At 69.2% G+C, this 20,626-nt stretch carries 21 protein-coding genes and 1 pseudogene; 12 read left to right on the forward strand and 10 right to left on the reverse strand.

Features of this window, described 5'->3' with window-relative positions; translation table 11 throughout:
* Window positions 1-2: 2 nt before the first annotated feature.
* Window positions 3-1,082, reverse strand: coding sequence for an ornithine cyclodeaminase (locus AC1VVG_RS22560; protein ID WP_059559672.1), 1,080 nt, complete (start codon window positions 1,080-1,082; stop codon window positions 3-5).
* A gap of 296 nt (window positions 1,083-1,378) precedes the next feature.
* On the opposite strand from AC1VVG_RS22560, the gene AC1VVG_RS22565 reads away from it, so the two are divergent.
* A complete protein-coding gene (locus tag AC1VVG_RS22565) occupies window positions 1,379-1,810 on the forward strand; it encodes an Lrp/AsnC family transcriptional regulator (RefSeq protein ID WP_049034261.1) in 432 nt (143 codons plus the stop codon).
* Window positions 1,811-1,846: 36 nt separating this feature from the next.
* Here AC1VVG_RS22565 and AC1VVG_RS22570 read toward each other — a convergent pair whose 3' ends face one another.
* Genes AC1VVG_RS22570 through AC1VVG_RS22585 form a run of 4 tightly spaced genes read right to left on the reverse strand, consistent with a single transcriptional unit; the run spans window position 1,847 to window position 5,444 of the window.
* Window positions 1,847-2,437: a peroxidase-related enzyme gene (locus tag AC1VVG_RS22570; RefSeq protein WP_034188343.1), complete on the reverse strand. Its 591-nt coding sequence runs from the start codon at window positions 2,435-2,437 to the stop codon at window positions 1,847-1,849.
* Entirely contained in the window at window positions 2,434-2,964 is a 531-nt protein-coding gene (locus tag AC1VVG_RS22575; RefSeq protein WP_069704496.1) for a CMD domain-containing protein, read from the reverse strand. The genes AC1VVG_RS22570 and AC1VVG_RS22575 overlap by 4 nt, the downstream gene beginning before the upstream one ends.
* Window positions 2,965-3,009: 45 nt before the next feature.
* Window positions 3,010-4,434, reverse strand: coding sequence for an NAD(P)-binding domain-containing protein (locus AC1VVG_RS22580; protein ID WP_473375359.1), 1,425 nt, complete (start codon window positions 4,432-4,434; stop codon window positions 3,010-3,012).
* The gene (locus AC1VVG_RS22585; RefSeq protein ID WP_049034269.1) at window positions 4,431-5,444 is read right to left on the reverse strand and encodes a LysR family transcriptional regulator; all 1,014 of its coding nucleotides are present in this window, start codon (window positions 5,442-5,444) and stop codon (window positions 4,431-4,433) included. Before AC1VVG_RS22585 ends, AC1VVG_RS22580 begins: the two co-directional genes overlap by 4 nt.
* Before the next feature lie 60 nt (window positions 5,445-5,504).
* Here AC1VVG_RS22585 and AC1VVG_RS22590 point away from each other — a divergent pair, with 60 nt between their 5' ends.
* The 5 genes and pseudogenes from AC1VVG_RS22590 (at window position 5,505) to AC1VVG_RS22610 (ending at window position 10,477) form a co-directional block, all read left to right on the forward strand.
* Window positions 5,505-5,786 carry a hypothetical protein gene (locus AC1VVG_RS22590; protein ID WP_226226935.1) on the forward strand — a complete coding sequence of 94 codons (282 nt, stop codon included), beginning with the start codon at window positions 5,505-5,507 and terminating at the stop codon, window positions 5,784-5,786.
* Window positions 5,787-5,799: 13 nt separating this feature from the next.
* Complete coding sequence (locus AC1VVG_RS22595) at window positions 5,800-6,993, forward strand: ABC transporter substrate-binding protein (RefSeq protein WP_226226934.1); 1,194 nt, start codon at window positions 5,800-5,802, stop codon at window positions 6,991-6,993.
* Between the two features lie 38 nt (window positions 6,994-7,031).
* The gene (locus AC1VVG_RS22600; protein WP_049034267.1) at window positions 7,032-8,843 is read left to right on the forward strand and encodes an ABC transporter permease; all 1,812 of its coding nucleotides are present in this window, start codon (window positions 7,032-7,034) and stop codon (window positions 8,841-8,843) included.
* Window positions 8,844-8,856: 13 nt separating this feature from the next.
* Window positions 8,857-9,716, forward strand: a pseudogene (locus tag AC1VVG_RS22605) (ABC transporter ATP-binding protein).
* Complete coding sequence (locus tag AC1VVG_RS22610; protein WP_482836327.1) at window positions 9,713-10,477, forward strand: ABC transporter ATP-binding protein; 765 nt, start codon at window positions 9,713-9,715, stop codon at window positions 10,475-10,477. Before AC1VVG_RS22605 ends, AC1VVG_RS22610 begins: the two are co-directional and overlap by 4 nt.
* Window positions 10,478-10,493: 16 nt before the next feature.
* Here AC1VVG_RS22610 and AC1VVG_RS22615 read toward each other — a convergent pair whose 3' ends face one another.
* Window positions 10,494-11,213 carry a DinB family protein gene (locus tag AC1VVG_RS22615; RefSeq protein ID WP_226103877.1) on the reverse strand — a complete coding sequence of 240 codons (720 nt, stop codon included), beginning with the start codon at window positions 11,211-11,213 and terminating at the stop codon, window positions 10,494-10,496.
* Here AC1VVG_RS22615 and AC1VVG_RS22620 point away from each other — a divergent pair.
* Window positions 11,197-11,769, forward strand: coding sequence for a TetR/AcrR family transcriptional regulator (locus AC1VVG_RS22620; RefSeq protein WP_226103878.1), 573 nt, complete (start codon window positions 11,197-11,199; stop codon window positions 11,767-11,769). The two genes, AC1VVG_RS22615 and AC1VVG_RS22620, sit on opposite strands and share 17 nt — an antisense overlap.
* 84 nt (window positions 11,770-11,853) lie before the next feature.
* On the forward strand, window positions 11,854-12,306 hold the full coding sequence (locus AC1VVG_RS22625) for a hypothetical protein (RefSeq protein WP_482836328.1): 453 nt from the start codon (window positions 11,854-11,856) through the stop codon (window positions 12,304-12,306).
* Window positions 12,307-12,345: 39 nt separating this feature from the next.
* On the opposite strand, the gene AC1VVG_RS22630 is transcribed toward AC1VVG_RS22625, so the two are convergent.
* Together AC1VVG_RS22630 and AC1VVG_RS22635 are read right to left on the reverse strand one after the other, a co-directional pair.
* Entirely contained in the window at window positions 12,346-13,767 is a 1,422-nt protein-coding gene (locus AC1VVG_RS22630; protein WP_049035679.1) for a sensor histidine kinase, read from the reverse strand.
* Complete coding sequence (locus AC1VVG_RS22635; RefSeq protein ID WP_034188331.1) at window positions 13,754-14,419, reverse strand: response regulator transcription factor; 666 nt, start codon at window positions 14,417-14,419, stop codon at window positions 13,754-13,756. Before AC1VVG_RS22635 ends, AC1VVG_RS22630 begins: the two co-directional genes overlap by 14 nt.
* 236 nt (window positions 14,420-14,655) lie before the next feature.
* Between AC1VVG_RS22635 and AC1VVG_RS22640 the strand changes: the two genes are divergently transcribed.
* From AC1VVG_RS22640 to AC1VVG_RS22650, 3 genes are all read left to right on the forward strand, one after another.
* Window positions 14,656-15,672: an ABC transporter substrate-binding protein gene (locus AC1VVG_RS22640; RefSeq protein WP_059560072.1), complete on the forward strand. Its 1,017-nt coding sequence runs from the start codon at window positions 14,656-14,658 to the stop codon at window positions 15,670-15,672.
* Between the two features lie 97 nt (window positions 15,673-15,769).
* Window positions 15,770-17,080, forward strand: a complete 1,311-nt coding sequence (locus tag AC1VVG_RS22645) for an MFS transporter (protein WP_049035680.1) — start codon at window positions 15,770-15,772, stop codon at window positions 17,078-17,080.
* On the forward strand, window positions 17,038-17,355 hold the full coding sequence (locus AC1VVG_RS22650) for a type II toxin-antitoxin system RelE/ParE family toxin (RefSeq protein ID WP_080287841.1): 318 nt from the start codon (window positions 17,038-17,040) through the stop codon (window positions 17,353-17,355). The genes AC1VVG_RS22645 and AC1VVG_RS22650 overlap by 43 nt, the downstream gene beginning before the upstream one ends.
* A 37-nt stretch (window positions 17,356-17,392) precedes the next feature.
* On the opposite strand, the gene AC1VVG_RS22655 is transcribed toward AC1VVG_RS22650, so the two are convergent.
* Window positions 17,393-19,186, reverse strand: coding sequence for a sensor histidine kinase (locus tag AC1VVG_RS22655; protein WP_482836329.1), 1,794 nt, complete (start codon window positions 19,184-19,186; stop codon window positions 17,393-17,395).
* Window positions 19,183-19,836 carry a response regulator gene (locus tag AC1VVG_RS22660; protein WP_049031728.1) on the reverse strand — a complete coding sequence of 218 codons (654 nt, stop codon included), beginning with the start codon at window positions 19,834-19,836 and terminating at the stop codon, window positions 19,183-19,185. Before AC1VVG_RS22660 ends, AC1VVG_RS22655 begins: the two co-directional genes overlap by 4 nt.
* 322 nt (window positions 19,837-20,158) lie before the next feature.
* On the opposite strand from AC1VVG_RS22660, the gene AC1VVG_RS22665 reads away from it, so the two are divergent.
* Complete coding sequence (locus AC1VVG_RS22665) at window positions 20,159-20,611, forward strand: hypothetical protein (RefSeq protein ID WP_059559643.1); 453 nt, start codon at window positions 20,159-20,161, stop codon at window positions 20,609-20,611.
* Window positions 20,612-20,626: the final 15 nt, after the last annotated feature.

Here is a 20,626-nt window from a genome sequence, read left to right on the forward strand (position 1 = left end):
AATCAGCGCGCGAACGCGGCGACGGCTTCGGTCGCGAACGCCGCGTGACCCTGCGCGATCGCGGCCGGATCGTCGATCAGCGCGAACAGGTTCTTCGGGTCGACGGCCGGCGGAATCAGCGCGATCTCGACGCCCGCGTTGTGCTGCCGCGCGAGCGCGTACAGGTAGCGCAGCGCCGAATAATCCTCGAGCGCGAAGCCGACCGAGTCGAACACCGTGACTTCGTCCGCGCGTTCGCGCCCCGTCGTCTCGCGCTGCAGCACGCGCCACAGCTCGGTGACGGGGAAGTCGGCCGGCATCTGCTGGATCTCGCCCTCGATGCGCGACTGCGGCTCGAACTCGACGAATACGCGGCCGGCGTGCAGCACGCCCGCGTCGAGTTCGGTCTTGCCGGGGCAATCGCCGCCCACGGCGTTCAGGTGCATGCCGGGCTCGATCATGTCGGCCGTGACGATCGTCGCATACGCCTTGTCGGCGGTGACGGTCGTCACGATGTCGGCGCCGCGCACGGCGTCGGCGGTCGACGCGGCGCGCACGACGCGCAGATCCGGATACGCGGCGAGGTTCCGCACGAGCTTGTCGGTCGCGCGCGGATCGACGTCGAACACGCGGATCTCGTCGATGCCGAGCAGCGTGTGGAACGCGATTGCCTGGAACTCGCTCTGCGCGCCGTTGCCGATCAACGCCATCGTGCGCGCATCGGGCCGCGCGAGCACTTGCGCGGCGAGCACCGACGTGGCGGCCGTGCGCAGCGCGGTGGTGAGCGTGAGTTCGGCCAGCAGCAGCGGGTAACCGGTATCGACTTCGGCGAGCGCGCCGAACGCCATCACGGTGTGCATGCCGCGCGCCGCGTTGACGGGGTGGCCGTTCACGTATTTGAACGCGAACAGCGACGCGTTCGCGACGGGCATCAGCTCGATCACGCCGTCGCGCGAATGGCAGGCGACACGCGGCGACTTGTCGAAATCGGCCCAGTGCAGGTAGTCGGCGCGCAGCGTGTCGACGAGTTCGCGCAGGAACGTCGTCACGCCGGTCGTGGCGATCAGGCGGGCAGTGGCGGGAACGTCGAGGAAGCGGGTCATCGGTCTGTCTCCAAATTCAGTGCCGGTACGGGTGTCCTGGCGTTCTGGTCGACCGGGCGCGGCTTCGGCGGGCCTCGTGCTGCCTGAAAAGCGGCGGCGCGGCGGGGGCGCGCCGGTCGATGGAGTCATTATTTCCGCGAGTCGCGCCAACAAAAAGACGGCAAAAGTGGCAGATTTCTCGATAGACTTGGCAAATTGCCAGCCAATTCCGGCAGTTTGTCCAGTTCGCATGGGCCGAAATGCGCGCCCCCGGCACGCTGGCGGCTGTCTCCCATGCCCAACAGGAAGCCCCGTTCATGATCACGCTCGACGACGTCGACCGGCAGCTCATCGCATTGCTGCGCGACAACGCGCGACTGCCGGTCGTCGCGCTCGCGAGGGCGCTGCGCGTCGCGCGCGCGACCGTGCAGAACCGGCTGACGCGGCTGGAGAAAAACGGCGTGATCGTCGGCTATACGGTGCGGCTCAAGCCGGCGGCGGAGCGCCACCGGATTCGCGCGCTGATGTCGATCGCGGTGCAGGGCAACCGCGGCGCGGAGGTGGTGAAGGTGCTGCGCGGGCATCCGAACGTCGCGTCGATCCACAGCACGAACGGGCGCTGGGATCTCGTCGCCGAACTGCATGCCGATTCGCTCGAGCACTTCGATCGCGTGCTCGGCGCGATCCGGCTGATCGACGGGATCGCGAATACCGAGACGAGCATCCTGCTGTCGACGCACAAGGCGTGACGCGGGCGGGGCCTGCGTCACGGTCCTGCCATGCAGTCAGGCGCCGGCCGCCGGTTCCGGAAACACCGGCTCGCCCAGCGTCAGCATCAACCGGTTCGCCCACGCGAAGATCGCGACGGCGTGCGACAGGTCGAGAATTTCCTCATGCGTCAGCCCTTCGGCTTCGAGCGCGGCGACGGCGCTTTCGTCGATCGCGTCGGGCCGTTCGGTCAACGCGATCGCATAGCGGATGATCGCGCGTTCGCGCGCCGTCGTGCCGGCCGTCGCCGGATCGTCGAAGACCTGCTCGATCGCATCGGTGCGTTTCGCGAGCTGCGCGAAGCGCTGCGCATGCACCGACGCGCAATAGACGCAGCCGTTCACGCGCGACACGGCCGTGCTGGCCAGCTCGCGCTCGGCGCGCGACAGCCCGCCGGGGCCGTACATGATCGCGTTGAACACGCCCGAGCGTTGCCGCAGGATCTCGGGCAGATGCACGAGCAGCAGGTAATAGTCGGACGTCTTCGCCTGCGGGTGGCTCGCTTCGAGCACCGCAAGCTGATCGGGCGTTGCGGCATCGAGCGATACCGTGTCGAGCCATGCGCGCCAGCCGAGCGTGTCGGAGGTGAAGCCGTGGGGCGTCGTCATGCCGCCTCCCTGGTCGTACGTGCCTGAATGGCCTGCGCGGCAACGGCGACGCGCAGCTGATACGCGACGAACGCGACAAGTTGCGACAGCGCGACGATCGCGGGTGTCGTGAGGCCAGCCGACTTCAGCGCGTCGAGATCGGCGGCGCGTGCGTCGACGGGGGCGAGCGTCACGCGCTTCGCATGCGCGAGGATCGCGCCGAGGCGTCGGGGCAGCGCGTCGAACGCGTCGGCATCCGCGTGTTCGATGTCGCCGGCCGTGCCGCCTGCGTCGAGCAGCCGGGCGCGATAGGTGTCGGCCAGCGCGTGTGCGTTCGACTGGCGCGCGACATACCGTGCGGCATGCAGCCGCTCGACCAGCGAGAGATCGGGCAGCGCGGGATCGAACAGCGCGGCTTCGCTCCGCTGCGTGTGCAGCAGCACCTTGTCGCGTGCGCGGCGCAGCGCGGCGACGGCATCGCCGTCGCGCAGGCCGGCCACCGCGTCGATCGTATCCGGCACGGCGGCCGGCGTGATGGAATCAGTCATCGTTTCGGTTTTCCCTTGTTCGTGGGTGTGATCGATCGCGCGCGGTCATGCATCGGCGTCGCGCCATTCGTCGCCTAGCAGCTCGGCATTCGCGTATGCGACGAGCGCGTCGTAGTGGCGGTCGCGATCGGCGTCGAACAACCGGCTCGCGATCCCGCGCGCCAGCCGCTTCGCGCCCGCGCTGATGGCCGGAATGTCGCCGGACAGCTTGCCGTGGCTCAGGCTCGCCGCGTGGTTGAAGCAATGAATCCGCGTGATGGCCGGGCACGCCCCGCGCTCGCGCTCCTGAAACGCGAACGCGGGGCCGAGATCGGGCGACTCGGCAAGCTCGTCGAGCCACAGATCCGGTTCCGGTCGATAACGATCCTTCCAGCGGCGCACGTGCGCGCCGAACGACGCGAATTCGTCGCGCGTCGTCCAGTCCGAATGAAAGCCCGTCGCGAAGATCAGGAAGTCGACCGGGTAGCGCCCGCGCGGCGTCGTGACGTCGAGGCCGTCCGGGCGGTCGGCCAGTGTCTCGATCGGGCTGCCCGCATGGAAATGCGCGCGTGCGTGGCGCGAGACGCGCAGCACGCTGTCGCGCGGCGGCGGCGTCTGCGACGTCAGCGCGTAGTGCATGAAGCGCCACTTCGTCGCGTCGTCGAGATCGGCGTAGCCGTGCACGAGCCCCGGGCTGCCGATGCCGGTCAGCTTGTTGATGCGCGGGATGTCCGCGCGGCGGAAGAACAGGTCGACGCGTGCGGCGCCGGCTTCGAGCGCGGTGCCCGCGTTGTCGAACGCGGACGCGCCCGCGCCGACCACGCCGACACGCTTGCCCGCGAGCGCGGCGAAGTCGATCGGTTCGGACGAGTGAGCCCAGCGCGAGCGCGGTGCGCGTTGCGCGACCGGCGGCACGTACGGACCGCCGAGCCCGTCACGGCCGGTGGCGAGCACGACGTGCCGTGCGAGCAGCGTCCGCGCTTCGCCGTTGCCGCGCACGTCGAGCGCGAGCAGCCCGTCGTCGCGCGGGCGCAGTGCGACGAGCGTCGTGTCGTTGCGCACCTGCAGGTCGAGCACGCGCCGGTACCAGCGCAGGTAGTCCATCCATTGCGTGCGCGGAATCTTGTAGAGCGCGTCCCATGCGTCGCGGCCGTGCTGCGCTTCGAACCAGGCGCGGAACGTCAGCGCGGGCAGGCCGAGCGCGGGGCCCGCGAGCTGCTTCGGCGAGCGCAGCGTCTCCATCCGCGCGAACGTGATCCACGGCCCTTCGTAGCCGGCCGGCGCGCGGTCGATCACGCGCTGGTTGTCGATGCCGAGCAGGCGCAGTTCGGCGGATGCCGCGAGCCCCGCCATGCCGCCGCCGACGATCGCGACGTCGAGCACGCGCGCGCCGTCGGCTTCTTGTGGCGGCACCCACGACGGCGCGGGCAGGTCGAGCCAGCGCAGGTCCTGCGCGAGCCGGGCCTCGAGGGCGTCGAGCGGGGACGTCATGCGGCCTCCGGGCGCGTGCGGCGCGGACGTGCGGTGCGGGGCGCACGCGATGCCCGCTCGCTGCGCAGCCGGTCGCCGCGCAGCAGCGCGTCATGCGCGGTGGCGTCGTGAAAGATCACGTCGCCGAGCAGCGTGCGCGTCGTGCGGTGCAGCGCGTCGAGCAGTGCATCGACGGCTGCCGTGCGCGGCTTGCCGGCCGGCGTCGCGACGCCGAAGGCGAACGGAATGTCGACGTCGAGCGGACGCGCGACGACGCCGTCCACCGGCAGCGCGACACCGGTGGCCGGATCGACGATGCCGATTCCGATGCCCGCGCGCGCGGCCATCACCGCATTCAGCGACGCATTGGTTTCGACGAACACACGCGCGTCGACGCGTGCGGCGGCGAACGCCGCGTCGATTCGCTGGCGCAGCCGGTGCCGGTTCGCGACCGTCACGATGCGGCGGCGCGCGAGGTCGCGCAGCGCGATGCGCGGCTTTGCCGCGAGCGGATCGCCGGCGGGCAGCACGGCGACGCAAGGCGTCTGCGCGATCCAGTGCACGTCGAGCCCGGCATGCGCCATCGGCAGCGTGACGACGCCGACGTCGGCCGTGCCGGCCAGCACTTCGTGCACGACATGCTCGGCCGATTCGCTGCGCAACTGGTAATGCGGCGCGTGCACGTCGTCGGGCAGCGCGGCCAGCGCGGCCGGCACGAGCGTGGCCGCGAGCGACGGCGTCGCCGCGATGCGTACCGGTTCGGCCGTTGCGTCGCCGAGCGCGCGAGCACGCGCCTCGATCGCGCGCAGGCCGACCAGCGAGCGCTCGACTTCCTCGTACAACAGGAAGGCGCGCCGCGTCGGCGTGACGCGCGGGCCGTGCCGATCGAACAGCGCGTAGCCGAGATCGGCTTCGAGCTCCTGGATCTGCCGCGTGACGGCCGGCTGCGAGCGGCCGAGCAGTTCGCCCGCGCCGGTCACGCTGCCGGCCGACATGACCGCGGAAAAGGCTTCGAGTTGATGCAACTCCATGACGCGTTCCGATGATGCGATTTGCGCATTGTAGGAGTGCGAGCATGCGTGATTCATATAATGATTTTTGCTATCGACAGCGCGAAAACTGCGAAGCGTGCGATCGTGTCGGCGGCGGGGCGCGCACGCAAACACCTCGATTGCGATCGTCGCCATGAAGAAAATGCCCATCGAATCAATGCGATGCGGTGCGTGCCGATGCATCGTGCGAAGCGGGGCGAACGGACGACCGTTCGCGGGCGCGATCCGCTTCGCGCCGCGCGCGATATTGATATGCGCAAAACTTCGTTGGATCGTCCCGACCCGGATGGTTACATGCCCTCACTCTTTTCGACTGACTGAAGCTGGGGGACGCATGAACGTTTCGGGGAACGACGCACGCGGCGCATGGCGGCGCGTACTGGGCACGGTGGCGGCGCTCGCTGCCGCATGGGGCTTGTCGACGGGCGGTGCGCTCGCGGCCGGCGTGTCGGGCGAGCCGGTAGTGATCGGCGTGAGCGGGCCGCTCACGGGCCAGGACGCGCAATACGGCGAACAGTGGAAGCGCGGCTTCGATCTCGCGCTCGACGAGATCAACGGCAGCGGCGGCATTCACGGCCGGCCGCTCGCGATCGACTTCCAGGACAGCCGCAGCGATCCGCGCCAGGCCGTCGCGATCGCGCAGAAGTTCGTCGCCGATCCGCGCATCGCGATCGAGCTGGGCGACTTCTCGAGTGCGACGTCGATGGCCGCGTCGCCGATCTATCAGCGCGGGCAACTGGTGCAGTTCGGCTTCACGAACTCGCATCCGGATTTCACGAAGGGCGGCGACTACCTGTGGAGCACCGCGCTGAGCCAGGCCGAGGAGCAGCCGCTGCTCGCGCGTTATGCGGTGAAGGAACTCGGCTTCAAGCGGATCGCGGTGCTGTACCTGAACACCGACTGGGGCCGCACCAGCAAGGACATCTTCGCGAAGGCGGTCGCCGGGCTCGGCGCGCAGGTCGTCGCGGCCGAAGGCTACCAGCCGGCGGAAAAGGACTTCCGCTCGACGCTCGTGCGGATCGGCGCGTCGAACCCCGATTCGATCGTGCTGATTTCCTACTACGCGGACGGCGCGCAGATCGTGCGGCAAGCGCGCACGTCGGGCGTCGCGCTGCCGATCGCGGCGGTCGGCTCCGTGTATTCGCCGAAGTTCCTCGAACTGGGCGGCACGGCCGTCGAAGGCGTCTATACGGAATCGAACTTCTTCCCGGCCGAGCCGCGCCCCGAGGTGCAGGCGTTCGTACAGCGCTATCGCGCCAAATTCCACGCCGATCCCGATTCGTTCGTCGCGCGTGCCTACGACGCGTTGATCCTGTCGGCTGAGGTGCTGCGCCGCTACGGCACGACGCGCCAGGCCGCGCACGACGGCTTCGCGAAGGTCAGCGACGTGCCGAGCGTGATCTTCGGCAAGGTGCGCTTCGATCCGCAGACGCGCCGCGTGGCCGGCGCGCGCACCGTGTACCTGGTCGTGAAGCAGGGGCAGTGGGCGCTGTGGGACGGCGCGAAACCGCAGCTCGCCGCGCGCTGATTCCGCATTAACCGCATGCAAGTGACGGACGCATCGTGATGGCTTCCTGGCTCGACTACACGCTCAACGGCCTCATCGTCGGCAACATCTACGCGCTGCTCGCGGTCGGGCTCGCGCTGATCTTCGGCGTGTCGCACCTGATCAACTTCGCGCACGGCTCGGTCTACATGGTCGGCGCGTTCATCGGCTGGCTGTGCCTGACGCGCTTCGGCCTGCCGCTGCCGGTCGCGCTGGCGGCGGTCGTCGTCGGCTGCGGCGCGCTTGGTATCGCGATCGAGCGGATCGGGTTGCGGCCGCTGCGCCACGCGGCGCGCATCGCGCCGCTGCTCGCGACGATCGGCATCAGCTTCATCCTCGACCAGCTCGCGCAGCTTGCGTTCGGCGCGGATCCGCGTGCGGTGCCGACGCCGCTGCCCGACTGGCATGTGCGGATCGCCGGCGCGACGCTCGGCTCGCTCGACCTGCTGATCGCGGGTATCGGCATCGCGGCGGCCGCGCTGCTGTACGGCTTCCTGCGTTTCACGCGGCTCGGCTGGGCCGTGCGCGCGACCGCGCAGGATCGCGACGCGGCGCTGCAGATGGGCGTCGACGTCGACCGCGTGAACCAGACCGTGTTCGCGATCGCGTGCGCGCTCGGCGGCGTGAGCGGGCTCCTGGTCGGCATGTACTACAACAGCATCGATCCGGCGATGGGCTTCCAGGCGACGCTGAAGGGCGTCGTCGCGCTGCTGATCGGCGGGCTCGGCAACGTGCCGGGCGCGATCGCCGGCAGCCTGCTGCTCGGTCTCGTCGAAAGCTACGGCGTCGCGCTGTTCGGCACGAGCTATCGCGACCTGTTCGCGTTCGGGCTGCTGATCGTGTTCCTCGTGTGGCGGCCGAACGGCCTGTTCAGCGCCAACCGCGCGCTGCCGCCCGAGCCGATGACGGGCACCTTCCTCGCGGCCGCGAAGGCCGTGCGCGTGCCGCGCCCGGTGCTCGTCGCGCTGATCGTGCTGGCGGCCGTGCTGCCGTGGCTCGGCGCGTCGCCGTACGTGCTGCAGACGTTGACCAATGCATGGCTGTACGGATTGCTCGCGCTGAGCCTCACGCTCGTCGCGGGCACGGTCGGGCAGATCTCGCTCGGCCACGCGGCGCTGCTCGTGATCGGCGCGTATGCTTCGGCGTTGTTGTCGTCGGATCTCGGCTGGTCGCCGGCCGTGACGATTCCGTGCGCGGGCGTCATCACGGCCGTGCTCGGCACGCTGCTCGTCTATCCGGCATTCCGGCTGCGCGGGCACTACGTGTCGATCGCGACGCTCGGCATCGGCGAAGTGGTGAGCCTCGTGATCCTGAACTGGGACGGCCTGACGCGCGGCCCGCTCGGCATCACCGGCATCGCGCCGCTGCCGTGGGCGGGCACCGCGCGCGCCGCGTACTGGTTCACGTTCGCGGTGCTCGTCGCGTTCGCGCTCGTGCAGGTGCGGCTGCTGCGCTCGCATCTGGGCCGCACGCTGCGCGCGGTGCGCGAGGACGACGTCGCCGCGCGCGCGCACGGCATCGCGCCGAACCGCTACAAGGCGATCGCGTTCGCGGTCGGCGGCGTCGCGGCCGGCGTGAGCGGCGGCATTGCCGCGCACCTGTACAGCTACATCAATCACCAGACCTTCGATTCGCAGGTGTCGATCCTCGCGCTGACGATGGTGATCCTCGGCGGGCTCGGCAACGTGCTCGGCGGCATCGCGGGCGCGATCGCGCTGATCGGGCTGCCCGAGCTGTTCCGCTGGGCGGCCGACTACCGGATGCTGATCTACGGCCTCGTGCTGCTGCTGCTCGTCCGGTTCCGGCCGCAGGGCCTGCTCGGTACGGTGTGAGGAGAGGAATGCGATGACGACCACTCGACCCTTGCTCGACGTGCAGGGATTGACGCGCCGCTTCGACGGCGTGACCGCGCTCGACGGCGCGAGCCTGACGCTGGCCGACGGCGAACTGCTGAGCGTGATCGGGCCGAACGGCGCGGGCAAGTCGACGCTGTTCAACCTGATCGCGGGGGCCGACCGGCCCGACGCGGGCCGCGTGACGTTCGACGGCCGCGACATCACGGGCACGGCGCCCGAACGGCTCGCGGCGCTTGGCATCGCGCGCACGTTCCAGCACGGCCGCGTGTTCGGCAACCTGAGCGTGCTCGACAACGTGCTGATCGGCGCGCACGCGCGGCTGCGCGCGGCGCGGCCGGGCTGGCCCGCGCTCGGTGCGGCCGCCGAGGTGCTGCGCGCGCTCGTGCGGCCGGCGTCGGTGCGGCGCGAGGAAGCCGCGCTGCGCGACGAGGCGCGCGCGCGATCGTCGCCGGGTTCGGCGAACGGCTCACGCCGCGCATCGATCATCCGGCGCACAGCCTGTCGTACGCGAACCGGCGGCGCGTCGAGATCGGCCGCGCGCTCGCGCTGCATCCGCGCCTGCTGCTGCTCGACGAACCGACGGCCGGCATGAACGAGACGGAGACGGCCGAGATGCTGCAGCTGATCCAGTCGCTGAAGGCGCGTGGGCTGACGATCCTGCTGATCGAGCACAAGCTCGAACTCGTGATGCGCGTGTCCGACCGCGTGATGGTGCTCGACAACGGCGTGAAGATCGCCGAGGGCGCGCCGCGCGACGTGCGGCACGATCCGCGCGTGATCGAAGCCTATCTCGGCCGCCGCCATGCGGGCGGCGCACCGGCCGATCGCACCGCCCGGGCGGCCGCATGACCCTGCCTTCTTTCGGACCCGATACGACGATGACCGACGCGCTGCTGAAACTCGAACACCTCGACACGTTCTACGGGCCGGTGCAGGTGCATTTCGACGTGAACGTCGAAGTCGGCCGCGGGCAGATCGTCAGCCTGCTCGGCGGCAACGCGAGCGGCAAGTCGACGACGATGAAGCTGATCCTCGGCCTGATGCGGCCGAAGCGCGGCGTCGTGCGTTTCGACGGCGCCGACGTGACGGCGCTCGCGACGCCGCAGCGCGTGCGGCGCGGGATCGCGGCCGTGCCCGAGGCACGGCGGCTGTTCGGCGACATGAGCGTGCGCGAGAACCTGCTGATGGGCGCGTACACGCGCGGCGATCGCGCGGCCGTGGCCGACGACTATGAACGCGTGCTCGACCTGTTTCCGCGCGTGCGCGAACGCTTGACGCAGCGCGCCGGCACGCTGTCGGGCGGCGAGCAGCAGATGCTCGCGATGGCGCGTGCGCTGATGGCGCGGCCGAAGCTGATCTGCATGGACGAGCCGACGATGGGGCTGTCGCCGCTCTACGTCGACAAGGTGCTCGAACTGATCGACGCGATCAACCGGCAGGGCGTGACGGTGTTCATGGTCGAGCAGAACGCGAGCCTCGCGCTGGAGATCGCGCATTACGGGTACGTGCTGCAGACGGGGCGCGTCGTGCTCGAAGGGCCGGGGAAGGCGCTGCTCGACGACGAGCGCGTGCGCGATGCGTATCTCGGCGGGGAGGCCGTGGCGGCGTAGCGGGCCTGGCGTCAGCCTATCGCACTGCGGGTGCCGGATTCGCCGCTTCGGTTTTTCCCTGAAGTCTGCGCGCGGGTTCCGTCCGGTGCAGGTGAACGGCGTAGGTGTCCCACGGCAGTTCGATGGCTCGCCCCGAGCGTGCCGCCGCCTGGCTCATCAGGCGTCCGGCTTCGCCGCGATGATAGCCGCCGTGCGTGACGACATGGGTCAGCATTTCTTCGCGAGTCATGTATCCGCTGTCGCCGTCGGTGAACGTGAACGGAATCGATTCGGACAGCATTCCGGGCGTGGCGGCGTCGGCATAGTCGAGATACCAGCGATCGAGCGACGCGAAGGCCGCACGCAGTGCGTCGGGCTCCGGCGTGTCGGGTGTGTTGTCGGACACGAAGCCATGGCGCTCGCCGGTCAGATGCGCGGCGAAGATCCGGTTGACGACGAGGCAATGGTTCATCAGGCGCAGCGCGAGATGGCGCGCTTCGGCGTGTTGCCCCGCGTCGAGCCCGGCGATGGCCGCCAGCATGTCGTCATTCGCCCATGCCTGGTAGCGCAGCATGCGGGACAGGAGTGCGTTCGCGCTCATGGTCGTTTCCTCGTGGGTTTCACCTAATATGTGAGCTTCGGCACCATTATTTTCGGTCGGAGTCCGCATGTCCACTCGCGTTTCCAATACCGCCGCCGCGATGCGGAAAGCCCCGCGCCAGGCGCGTTCGCGTGCGACCGTGGACGTGATCGTCACGGCCGGGGCTCGCGTTCTCGATACGCACGGGTGGGCCGGATTCACGACCAACGAAGTCGCGGAGGTTGCCGGCGTCAGTATCGGTTCCGTGTACCAGTACTTCCCGAACAAGCTCGCCTTGGTCGATGCGATCCGGCGCCGGCATTTCGACGACGTGCTGGCCGTGCTGCAACGCGCGCATGACCGTCGGGCAAGCGCCGGGCGTCTCGTCGAAGGCTTGATCGGCGACCTGATCGCCGCGCACCGCGATCACCCGTCGCTGCACCGGGCGCTGCTCGATCTGCCTGATCCGGGGGGCGCGAAGGACGCGTACGACGCGTTCCAGAAGGCGTACTTGCGCCGCTATGCGCTGATCGTTGCCGCCTGTCGCGGGCGTGCGCCCGTCAAGGCCGATGCCATGACGGCGCAGGTGCTGTCTTCCGCGCTCGAAGGCATCGTGCACAATGCGGCCCGGCGCGGGCTGCTGGACGATCCGAAACTGAAGCGCGAACTCGTCAGGCTGGCGCGCGGCTACCTGGAGGATCCGCGCGATCGCGCGGCAAAGGCACATACGTGAGCCGCGGCGAAAATCATGACGGACACCGAAACTCAGGTAGATTGATGCTTTCCTGATCTCGAACGCCACGGGGGCTACCGCGCCATGTTGACTTATTCGATTCAGAAGGTCGGCTACGATTACAAGCAACTGGATCCGCAGGGCGCGACGGATTACGCGTCGTTCACGCATGCCTTCGATGCGTTCCCGTGGGCGGCGCAGCATGCCGAGTGGGACGAGACGCAGGAAGGCCCGTTGCCGGCGCTCGTGCTGCAGCATGCCGACGATCAGAGGGCGTTGTGGGTGACCGCGTTGAGCGACGCGCGTTCAGGCGGCTTCCAGCTGAATGTCGTCTCCATGCGGATCAAGAAGGGGCTGTTCGGGATCGGGAAGGGGACGCTGGAGCAGCACGTCGACACGATCGACGTCGATACGCGTGCGGATGTCGATACGCTGTGCCGGTTGTTCTGCGATCGCCAGTACGACGAGCTGGATCGACGGGCAGCGCGGCATGCGGAGCGCAACCGGTTCGACGACGATAACGACAACGACGATTGAGCGTGCGCCGCGCGCCCGGCACTGCACTGATTCGACTGTTCATGCGTGTTCCGCGCCGGTTCCTGCCGAGCGCGGAAACGTCAGCACCACCGCGAACCCGCCCGCATCGGGAAACGCGAACCCCACGCGCCCGCCGTGCGCCTTCATCACTTCCTGCACGATCGCGAGCCCGAGCCCTGACCCCGTGCGCCGCTCGCTGCCGTCCGGCGCGATCCGCACGAACGGTTGCAGCGCCGCATCCCAGTGCTCGCGCGGTATCCCGCGGCCGTTGTCGGTCACGGTCAGCGTGACCGCGCCGTCAACGTTGCCCGTCGTCGCGACCGATACGACAATGTCGTCCGCGTGACCGTGCAGCAGCGCATTGTGCAGCACGTTCGACAGCGCTTCCTGCAGGCTGATCGCGTCGCCGTCGATCCGCGCCAGCGGCGCGTCGCTCGCGAACGCAACGGCGACATCGCGTTCGCCCGCGAGCGGAATCGTGCGGCCGAGCACTTCCTTCGCGAGCGCGACGAGGTCGACGGGCTGCAGCGGCACGGCTTCGGTGCGATGAATCACCATCGCATGATTGAGCAACTGACCGGTGAGCCGGCCGACGTCCGAGGAGGTCGCGCGCAGCGCATCGAGCCGCGCCGCGCGGCGCGCGGGATCGGATTCGCCGTCGAGCAGCTCGATCTGCGCGTCGAGCCGCGCCAGCGGCGTGCGCATTTGATGCGCGGCGTCGGCGATGAAGCGCTGCATCGCGTTGATCCGTTCGGCGAGACGGTGCATCAACCCGTTGATCGAGCCGATGATCGCGTCGATCTCGCTCGGCGTGTCGACGGCCACCGGCCGCAGGTCGGCCGGGTCGCGCGCGGCGATGATCGTGCCGATCTGCGCGAGCGGGCGCAGGCCGCGCCGGATCGCGAGGCCGCTCGCGCCGATCGCGAGCACGCTCATCAGCAGGATCAGCGTCCATACCTTGATGCTCATGTCGTTCGTCAGCTGCTGGCGTGCGTTGGTTGTCTGCGCAACGGTCACGAGCGCCCAGCCCGGCGTGTTTTCCTCGGGCATGTAGCGCGCGATCGTCGCGGTGCGGATGCGGTGCCCCTGGTAGACGGCATTCGCGAACGCGGGGCCCTGTTTCGCGGCCGCGAGCGTCGCGGGGCTCGCGAGATCGTTGTAGCCGGCCACGACGACGCCGCGCGAATCGACGACCTTGTAGTAGACGAGGTCGTAGCGCGACAGCGTCGACAGCGCGCCCACCGGCGGATTCAGCGCGAGCACGCCGCCCTGCACGTAGAGGTTTTCCGCGACCTGGATCGATGCGCCCGCCAGCAACTGGTCGTATGCCCGCTCGGCCGCGACGCCCGCGTAATAGCGCGCGATCGCCGCGAGCGCGAGCGCGCCGGTCGCGACGACGAGCGCGATGAACAGCAGCGTGCGCCCGAACAGCGTCTTCGGGAACCAGTCAGTGCGCCGCAATCTGATACCCCATCCCGCGCGCGGTGCGGATCTCGACCGAGCTGCCCTGCAGCTTCTTGCGCACACGCGTCACGTACTGCTCGACCGCGTTCGTGGTCGGCTCGTTGCCGAAGCTGAACAGCTGGTTCAGCAGTTCGTCCTTCGAGAAGATGCGCTGCGGGCGGCTCGCGAGGATTTCGAGCAGCGCGAACTCCTGCCGCGACAGCGACAGCGGCTGGCCGTCGAGTTCGGCGAGGCGGCTGCTGCGGTCGATCACGAGGCCGCCGAGCGTCAGCACGTCGTTCGCGTGGCCGCTGTTGCGGCGCAGGAGCGCCTGCACGCGTGCGTCGAGCTCGCGGTAGTCGAACGGCTTCACGAGGTAGTCGTCGGCGCCGAGGCCGAGGCCGCTCACGCGGTCGTCGATCGCCGAGCGCGCGGTGACGAGTAGCACGGGCGTCGTGCTGCCCGACGCGCGCAGGTGGCGCAATACCGTGAAGCCGTCCATGCCGGGCAGGTTCGCGTCGAGCACGACGAGGTCGAAACGCTCGACGCGCAACAGCCCGTGCGCGGTCGCGCCGTCGGTTTCGAGATCGACCGCGTGGCCGAGCCGCGCCAGGCGGTTGCGGATCGCCGCGCCGATTTCGGCATCGTCCTCCACGACGAGAATGCGCATGGTGCCGTTTTGCAGGTAAGTGGATAGGGTTTTCCCGGGGCCGGGATGTCAGCATTTTCTCAGACTCGGTCGATAACCTGTGTCGAGCCGGAAGCAGCAGGCAAGGACGGCATTAATACCAGAAATATTCAAGGAGACGGCAACATGCAGCATGTCACGGGCGCGACGAACGCGCGACGCGGCGCGACGGCGGCCTTCGCGCGGCCGTGTGCCGCCCGTCGCGGGGCGGCGTGCGCATGACGATGTCGCCACGCCGCCGCGCATTGATCGCCGCCGGGCTCGGCGTGCTCGCCGCACCGTCGCTCGTGCGGGCGAAACCGCGCACGGTGCGGATCTCCAAGGGCTATGGCGTGCTGTACCTGCCGCTGCTCGTGATGGAGAAGCAGCGGCTGTTCGAGCGGCACGCGGCACGCCACGGCGTGCGCGACGTCGCGGTCGACTGGGTGCTGCTCGACGGCGGCAATTCCGTCAACGACGCGATGATGGCCGGCACGCTCGATTTCGCGGGCGCCGGCGCGCCGGGTTTCATCGAACTGTGGGCGCGGGCGCGCGGCATTCCGAACGTCGAGGTGATCGGCATCAGCGGGCTGTCGACCACGTCGCTGTCGCTGAACGCGAACCGCCCGGGCCTGGCGTCGCTGCGCGACTTCGCGCCGTCCGACCGGATCGCGGTGCCGGGCATTCGCACGTCGCTGTCGGCCGTCGTGCTGCAGATGGTCGCGAGCCGGCAACTCGGCCCGCGGCATTTCGCGCAGCTCGATTCGATTACCGTGAACCTGCCGCATCCGCAGGCGATGCAGGCGCTGATCCGCCGCGAGAACGGCGTCACCGCGCACTTCACGTCGCCGCCGTTCTCGACGCTCGAGTTGCGGCAGCCGGGTATTCATCGCGTCGTGAGTTCGGTCGACGTGCTCGGCCCGCTGACGCTCGACGTCGTGTTCGCGCCGAAGCGGCTCGTCGATGCGGAACCCGCGCTCGCCGTCGCGTTTCTCGGCGCGCTCGACGAAGCGAACCGCCTGATCGCGCAGGACCCGCGCGCGGCGGCCGCGCTGTATGCGGCGTCGTCGGGCGTCGGCGTGTCGCACGACGACGTGATGCGCATGCTGGCCGCGCCCGACACGCGCTTCTCGGTGCTGCCGAACCAGCTGATGGACTACGTCGAATTCCTGTACCTGGCCGGCACGATCAAGGCGAAGCCGCGCGCGTGGCACGAGATGTTCGCGCCGATGCTCGACGATTACCGGTCGGGCTGATCGCCCCCCGTTCAACGAGACATCCGGTGCCCGCGCGACGGCTGCGCGCGGGCATCGGTTCAACCGATACGCAACCGATTCACGCAAGGAGCATGAAGTGACCGCTACCGACACCCTGGACCCCGCGTCCGCCGAAGAACAGCGCATCATGTCGAAGGTGGCGCGGCGCCTGCTGCCCATCCTCGTCGTGATGTTCCTGATCGCGTTCATCGACCGGCAGAACGTCGGTTTCGCGAAACTGCAGATGGTGCACAGCCTCGGGATGACGGAGGCCGCGTTCGGGCTCGCGTCGTCGCTGTTCTTCATCGGCTACCTGCTGTTCGAGGTGCCGAGCACGCTCGCGCTGCATCGCTACGGCGCGCGCGTGTGGCTCGCGCGGATCATGCTGACGTGGGGCCTCATCACGGTGCTGATGGGCTTCACGACGTCGATGCCCGCGTTCTGCTCGCTGCGCTTCCTGCTCGGCATCGCCGAGGCCGGCTTCTACCCGGGCGTGATCTATTACCTGACGCTGTGGTTCCCGCAGAGCTACCGCGCGAAGGTGCTCGGCATCTTCACGCTCGGCAGCGCGCTCGCGAACATGCTCGGCTCGCTGGTCGGCGGCGTGCTGCTGAGCCTGAACGGCGTGTGGGGCCTCGCGGGCTGGCAATGGGTGTTCGTGGCGACGGGCATTCCGGCCGTGGTCGTCGCGATCGTCGTGTTCCGCGTGCTGCCGGCGTCGTTCCGCGAAGCGCCGTTCCTCGACGAGCGCGAGAAGCAGATCGTCGCGGCCGCGCTGGAGCGCGAGAAGCCGGCGCAGGCCGAGCACGGCCAGCCGTGGAAGGCGCTGCTCGATCCGCGCGTGATGCTGTTCGCGGCGACCTACATGCTGATGTCGACGTCGCTGTACGGCGTCACGTACTGGTTGCCGACGCTCGTGAAATCGTTCGGCGTGTCGAGCAGCACGAACGGCTTCCTGAGCATGCTGCCGTGGGCGCTCGCGGTGCTGCTGCTGCTGTGGCTGCCGGCGAAGCTGCGTCGCGCGAAGAGCATCCTGCGCACGATCGCGATCGTCGCGGCGCTCGGCGCGCTCGGCTTCCTGCTGAGCCTCGTGCTGCCGTCGACGCCGTTGCGCTTCGTGGCGCTCGTGCTGGGCGGCGCGTGCATCCCGCTGCTGTATCCGTGCTTCTGGTCGATGCCGCCGCGTTATTTCACCGGCGCGCGGGCGGCGGCGAGCGTCGCGGCGATCAACTCGATCGGCAACCTCGGCGGTTTCTTCAGCCAGAACCTGATGCCGTTCGCGGGCAAGGTGACGGGCACCGCGTTCGGGCCGATGATCGTGCCGATCGTGTGCCTCGCGCTGCTCGGCATCGGCGCGCTGGTCGCATGGACGCGATCGGAGCGGGGGATGGTGGCGGCGCGGGTGTGACCGGCGGGCGGATTGCGGCTCCAGATACGTTTCGAACCCTGCTCGAACGTGATGTGGATGCGGCGGCGCGCGCCGCGGACGCGATCGGGCAAGGTGTTGCCGTGCTGCGCCTGTTTCCGTTCACATGCCGCAAGATCGAGAATGGAAATCCGTTTTTGCGCGAGCTGATCGTGTCCTTCGGCGCGTCGGGTTTTGTCCTGCTGTTCGAGATTGAAGTGGCCGAACAAGTTACGATTCTCGCGGTGCGACATCAACGGGAAGAGGATTACCACTGACGCGTGATCGATGCGGCGGCCGGCATCGCCGCCTCGGTCAGCGATCGGGCCGAGAACCCCCATTCCCGCCATGCGCGACCGCGACGGGCGCGTGCGTCAGCGGAATCTCGACGTCGACCGTCGTGCCTTCGCCGAGCGTCGTCGCGATCCGCAGCGTGCCGCCGACCAGATACGCGCGCTCGCGCAATCCCACCAGCCCGAACGAACCCGACTTGCGCGGCACGCCGGGATCGAATCCCGCGCCGTCGTCGCGAATCGTCAGCGCGAGCGTATCGCCGCCGTGCACGAGTTCGACGTCCGCATGCGACGCGGCCGCATGCCGCGCGACGTTCGCGAGCGCTTCCTGCGCGATGCGGAACACGGCCGTCGCGTACGGCTCGTCGAGTTGCAGCTCGGGCGGCTCGACGCGCAGCGAGCACGCAATCCCGTGACGGTGCCGGAAATCTTCCACGAGCCATTGCATCGCCGCGGCGAAACCGAGGTCATCCAGCATCAGCGGGCGCAGGTCCGACGCGATGCGCCGCGTCGCGGCCACCGCGCCGCGCGCGAGCGCATGCATCGCCGCGATCTTGCGCGCGAGCAACGCGTCGTCCTGCGGCACGCGGTCGATCAGCCATTCGAGATCGTTCTTCAGCGTCGCGAGCGTCTGCGCGAGTTCGTCGTGCAGCTCGCGCGCGATGCGGCGCTGCTCGGCTTCGCGCGCGCTGGCGCTGATCGCGGCGATCTCGCGCAGTTCCTCGCGTGACGTCTGCAGCGCCCGCTCCGCGCGCACGCGCTCCTCGACTTCGCGCCGCAGGTCGCGGTTCGACGCGCTCAGTTGCGCGGTGCGCGCGGCGACGCGCTGTTCGAGCCGTTCGTTCGCGTCGTTCAACTGCGCGCTCTTCTGCACGACGAGCAGATGCTGGTAGCGCGCGCCGGCCAGCGCGCGCACGGTCTGCGCATGCAGCCGGCCGTTCTCGAACAGCATCGCGAACAGCACGACGCCGGACGCGACGAGGCCGTACGCGCGCCCCGCGTAGAAGCCGAGATCGTAGCGCCCGTGATTGAGCATCGACGACAGCGCGATATCGAACAGCCACGCGACGAGTACCGTCATCACCCACAGGTCGAGCACGGAGTGGCGGCGCCGCTGCCGCCACATCAGCATCAGCGCGACCAGGTTCAGCCCCCAGACGATCGTGATCGCGTTCGTCATCGTCGCGGCCATCCGGTTGCCGTTCATGATGCGCGGCAGCAGGTCGTGGCCGGCGGTCGCGAGCAGCGCGAGCGCGACCGTCGCGGCGGCCGCCGACGCGAGGCAGAACCCCACCGGAATCGCCGCCCGGCGCTGCGGGCTCGCGATCGGGCGGGCGCGCGGCGTCGCGCGCAGCAGCGCATACGCGGAAACGGCCAGCGGAAACCCGCCGTGCCAGAACAGGTACAGCCACGCGGTGGTCTGGTCGCCGCCGCCGAGCAGGCCGTGCGGTGCGAACAGCCCGGGGAAGCTCAGCATGTGCGTGCCGGCCATGAAGCCCGTGAACAGGTAGCCGCCCGCGAGCACGAGCAGCGGTTTCTGGCGCAGGATCGCGTACTGGCCGAGCAGCAGGCCGGCCGTCACCATGTCGTTGACGACGATCGCCGACTGGTACACGGGAATGAACGCCGAGCCCGGCGCGAGCGGCATGCCCGCGAACGGCGCGAGCGCGGCGAAGATCACGGCCGACACGAGCACGGTCGCGAGCGCGAAGCGCCGTTCGCGCCGGCCCGGCGGCAGCGACGACATGAACAGGCGCGACGTGTCCGGATCGTCGTCTTCCGGCGGCGCGGGCGGGAACCGGGACGCGGCCGTCATGCGTCGTCGGCGCCGGCGCCGGGATCGAGATCGTGGCGTACCGCGTAGCGGACCAGCGCCGCGTCGTGCGGCAACTCCATTTTCTCGAGGATCCGCGTCTTGTACGTGCTGACCGTCTTCGTGCTCAGCCCGAGTTCGGACGCGATCTGCGTGACGGTCTGGCCGGCGACGATGCGGCGCATCACGTCGAGCTCGCGGGCGGACAGCCGCTCGTGCGGCAACGTCCGGGCCGGCGCGCGCAGCGTGCGCGCGAGGCTTTCGGCCGCGGACGGGCTCACGTAGACGCCGCCGGCCGCGACCTTGCCGACGGCCTCGACGAGTTCGGCGGTCGCGCTGTCCTTCGTCAGGTAGCCGGTGGCGCCGGCCTTGAACGCGCGCGCGGCGTACTGCGCCTCGGCATGCATCGTCAGCACGAGCGTGCGCAGCGACGGCGCGTGACTCTTGACCATCCGGATCAGCTCGATGCCGGTCGGCGCGGGCATCGACAGGTCGAGCAGCAGCACGTCGGCGGCCGCGTGTTCGGCCAGCGCGAGCGTGGCCGAGCCGTCGCTTGCCTCGCCGACGATCTCGAAACCGCCGGCCATTTCCAGGATGTAACGCAGTCCGTCCCGCATGACTGCGTGATCGTCAGCCAGAATTACCCTGATCATCTAGCGGCCCTCTTCGGGATGACGCCGCGAACTGCATGTCTGGTTATCGACGCGGCCGTTCTTCTGACCAATATATTCCGCCGAATTCGAAAACGGTACTCATTCGGGAAATTTTCGAGATGGCTGATCGACGAATGTGTACTGAAGCGAAATAATCGACCGGAAAGGGCACGACGTGTCGTGCGCGGCGGTCAGGGTATTCCCGGGTGACTGCCGTACCCGGGCCGGACCGGCGACGCGCTGCCCGGACCGTGCGTCGAGCCGCCGCGATTCGGGACTAAACTGGTGCCCGATGCCAATCCACCCACAGGGGAGCCCCGCGATGATCGATCTTGCCGATATCCTGCCGTCCGCATTGCCCGCCGCGGTCGCATGGGCCGAAGCGGAAGCGGCGCGTGGGATCGCGCAGGGGGCGCCGCTGACGCCGGCGCAGGCGGACGACGCACGCGCGGTGGGCGTTGCCCGGCCGGAACGGATCCGCGTGGTGACCGTCGATCGCATGCCGTTCCCCGAGACGCCGTCGCTGGCCGCGATCGCCCGCGACACGGGGCTGCTGTCGCCGGGGACGATCGGTCTGACGCTCGGCCATGCGGTGTACGTGCTGCGCGGGCAGGACACGCGCCGCCTGCTGACCCACGAATTCCGTCACGTGCATCAGTACGAGGCCGCCGGTTCGATCGGCGCATTTCTTGCGCGCTATCTGCAGGAAATCGCGACGGTCGGCTATCACGACGCGCCGCTCGAGGTCGATGCGCGGCAGCACGAGTTCGATTGACCGTTCACGCCGGCG

This window comes from Burkholderia sp. L-4 (genome assembly GCF_056856535.1).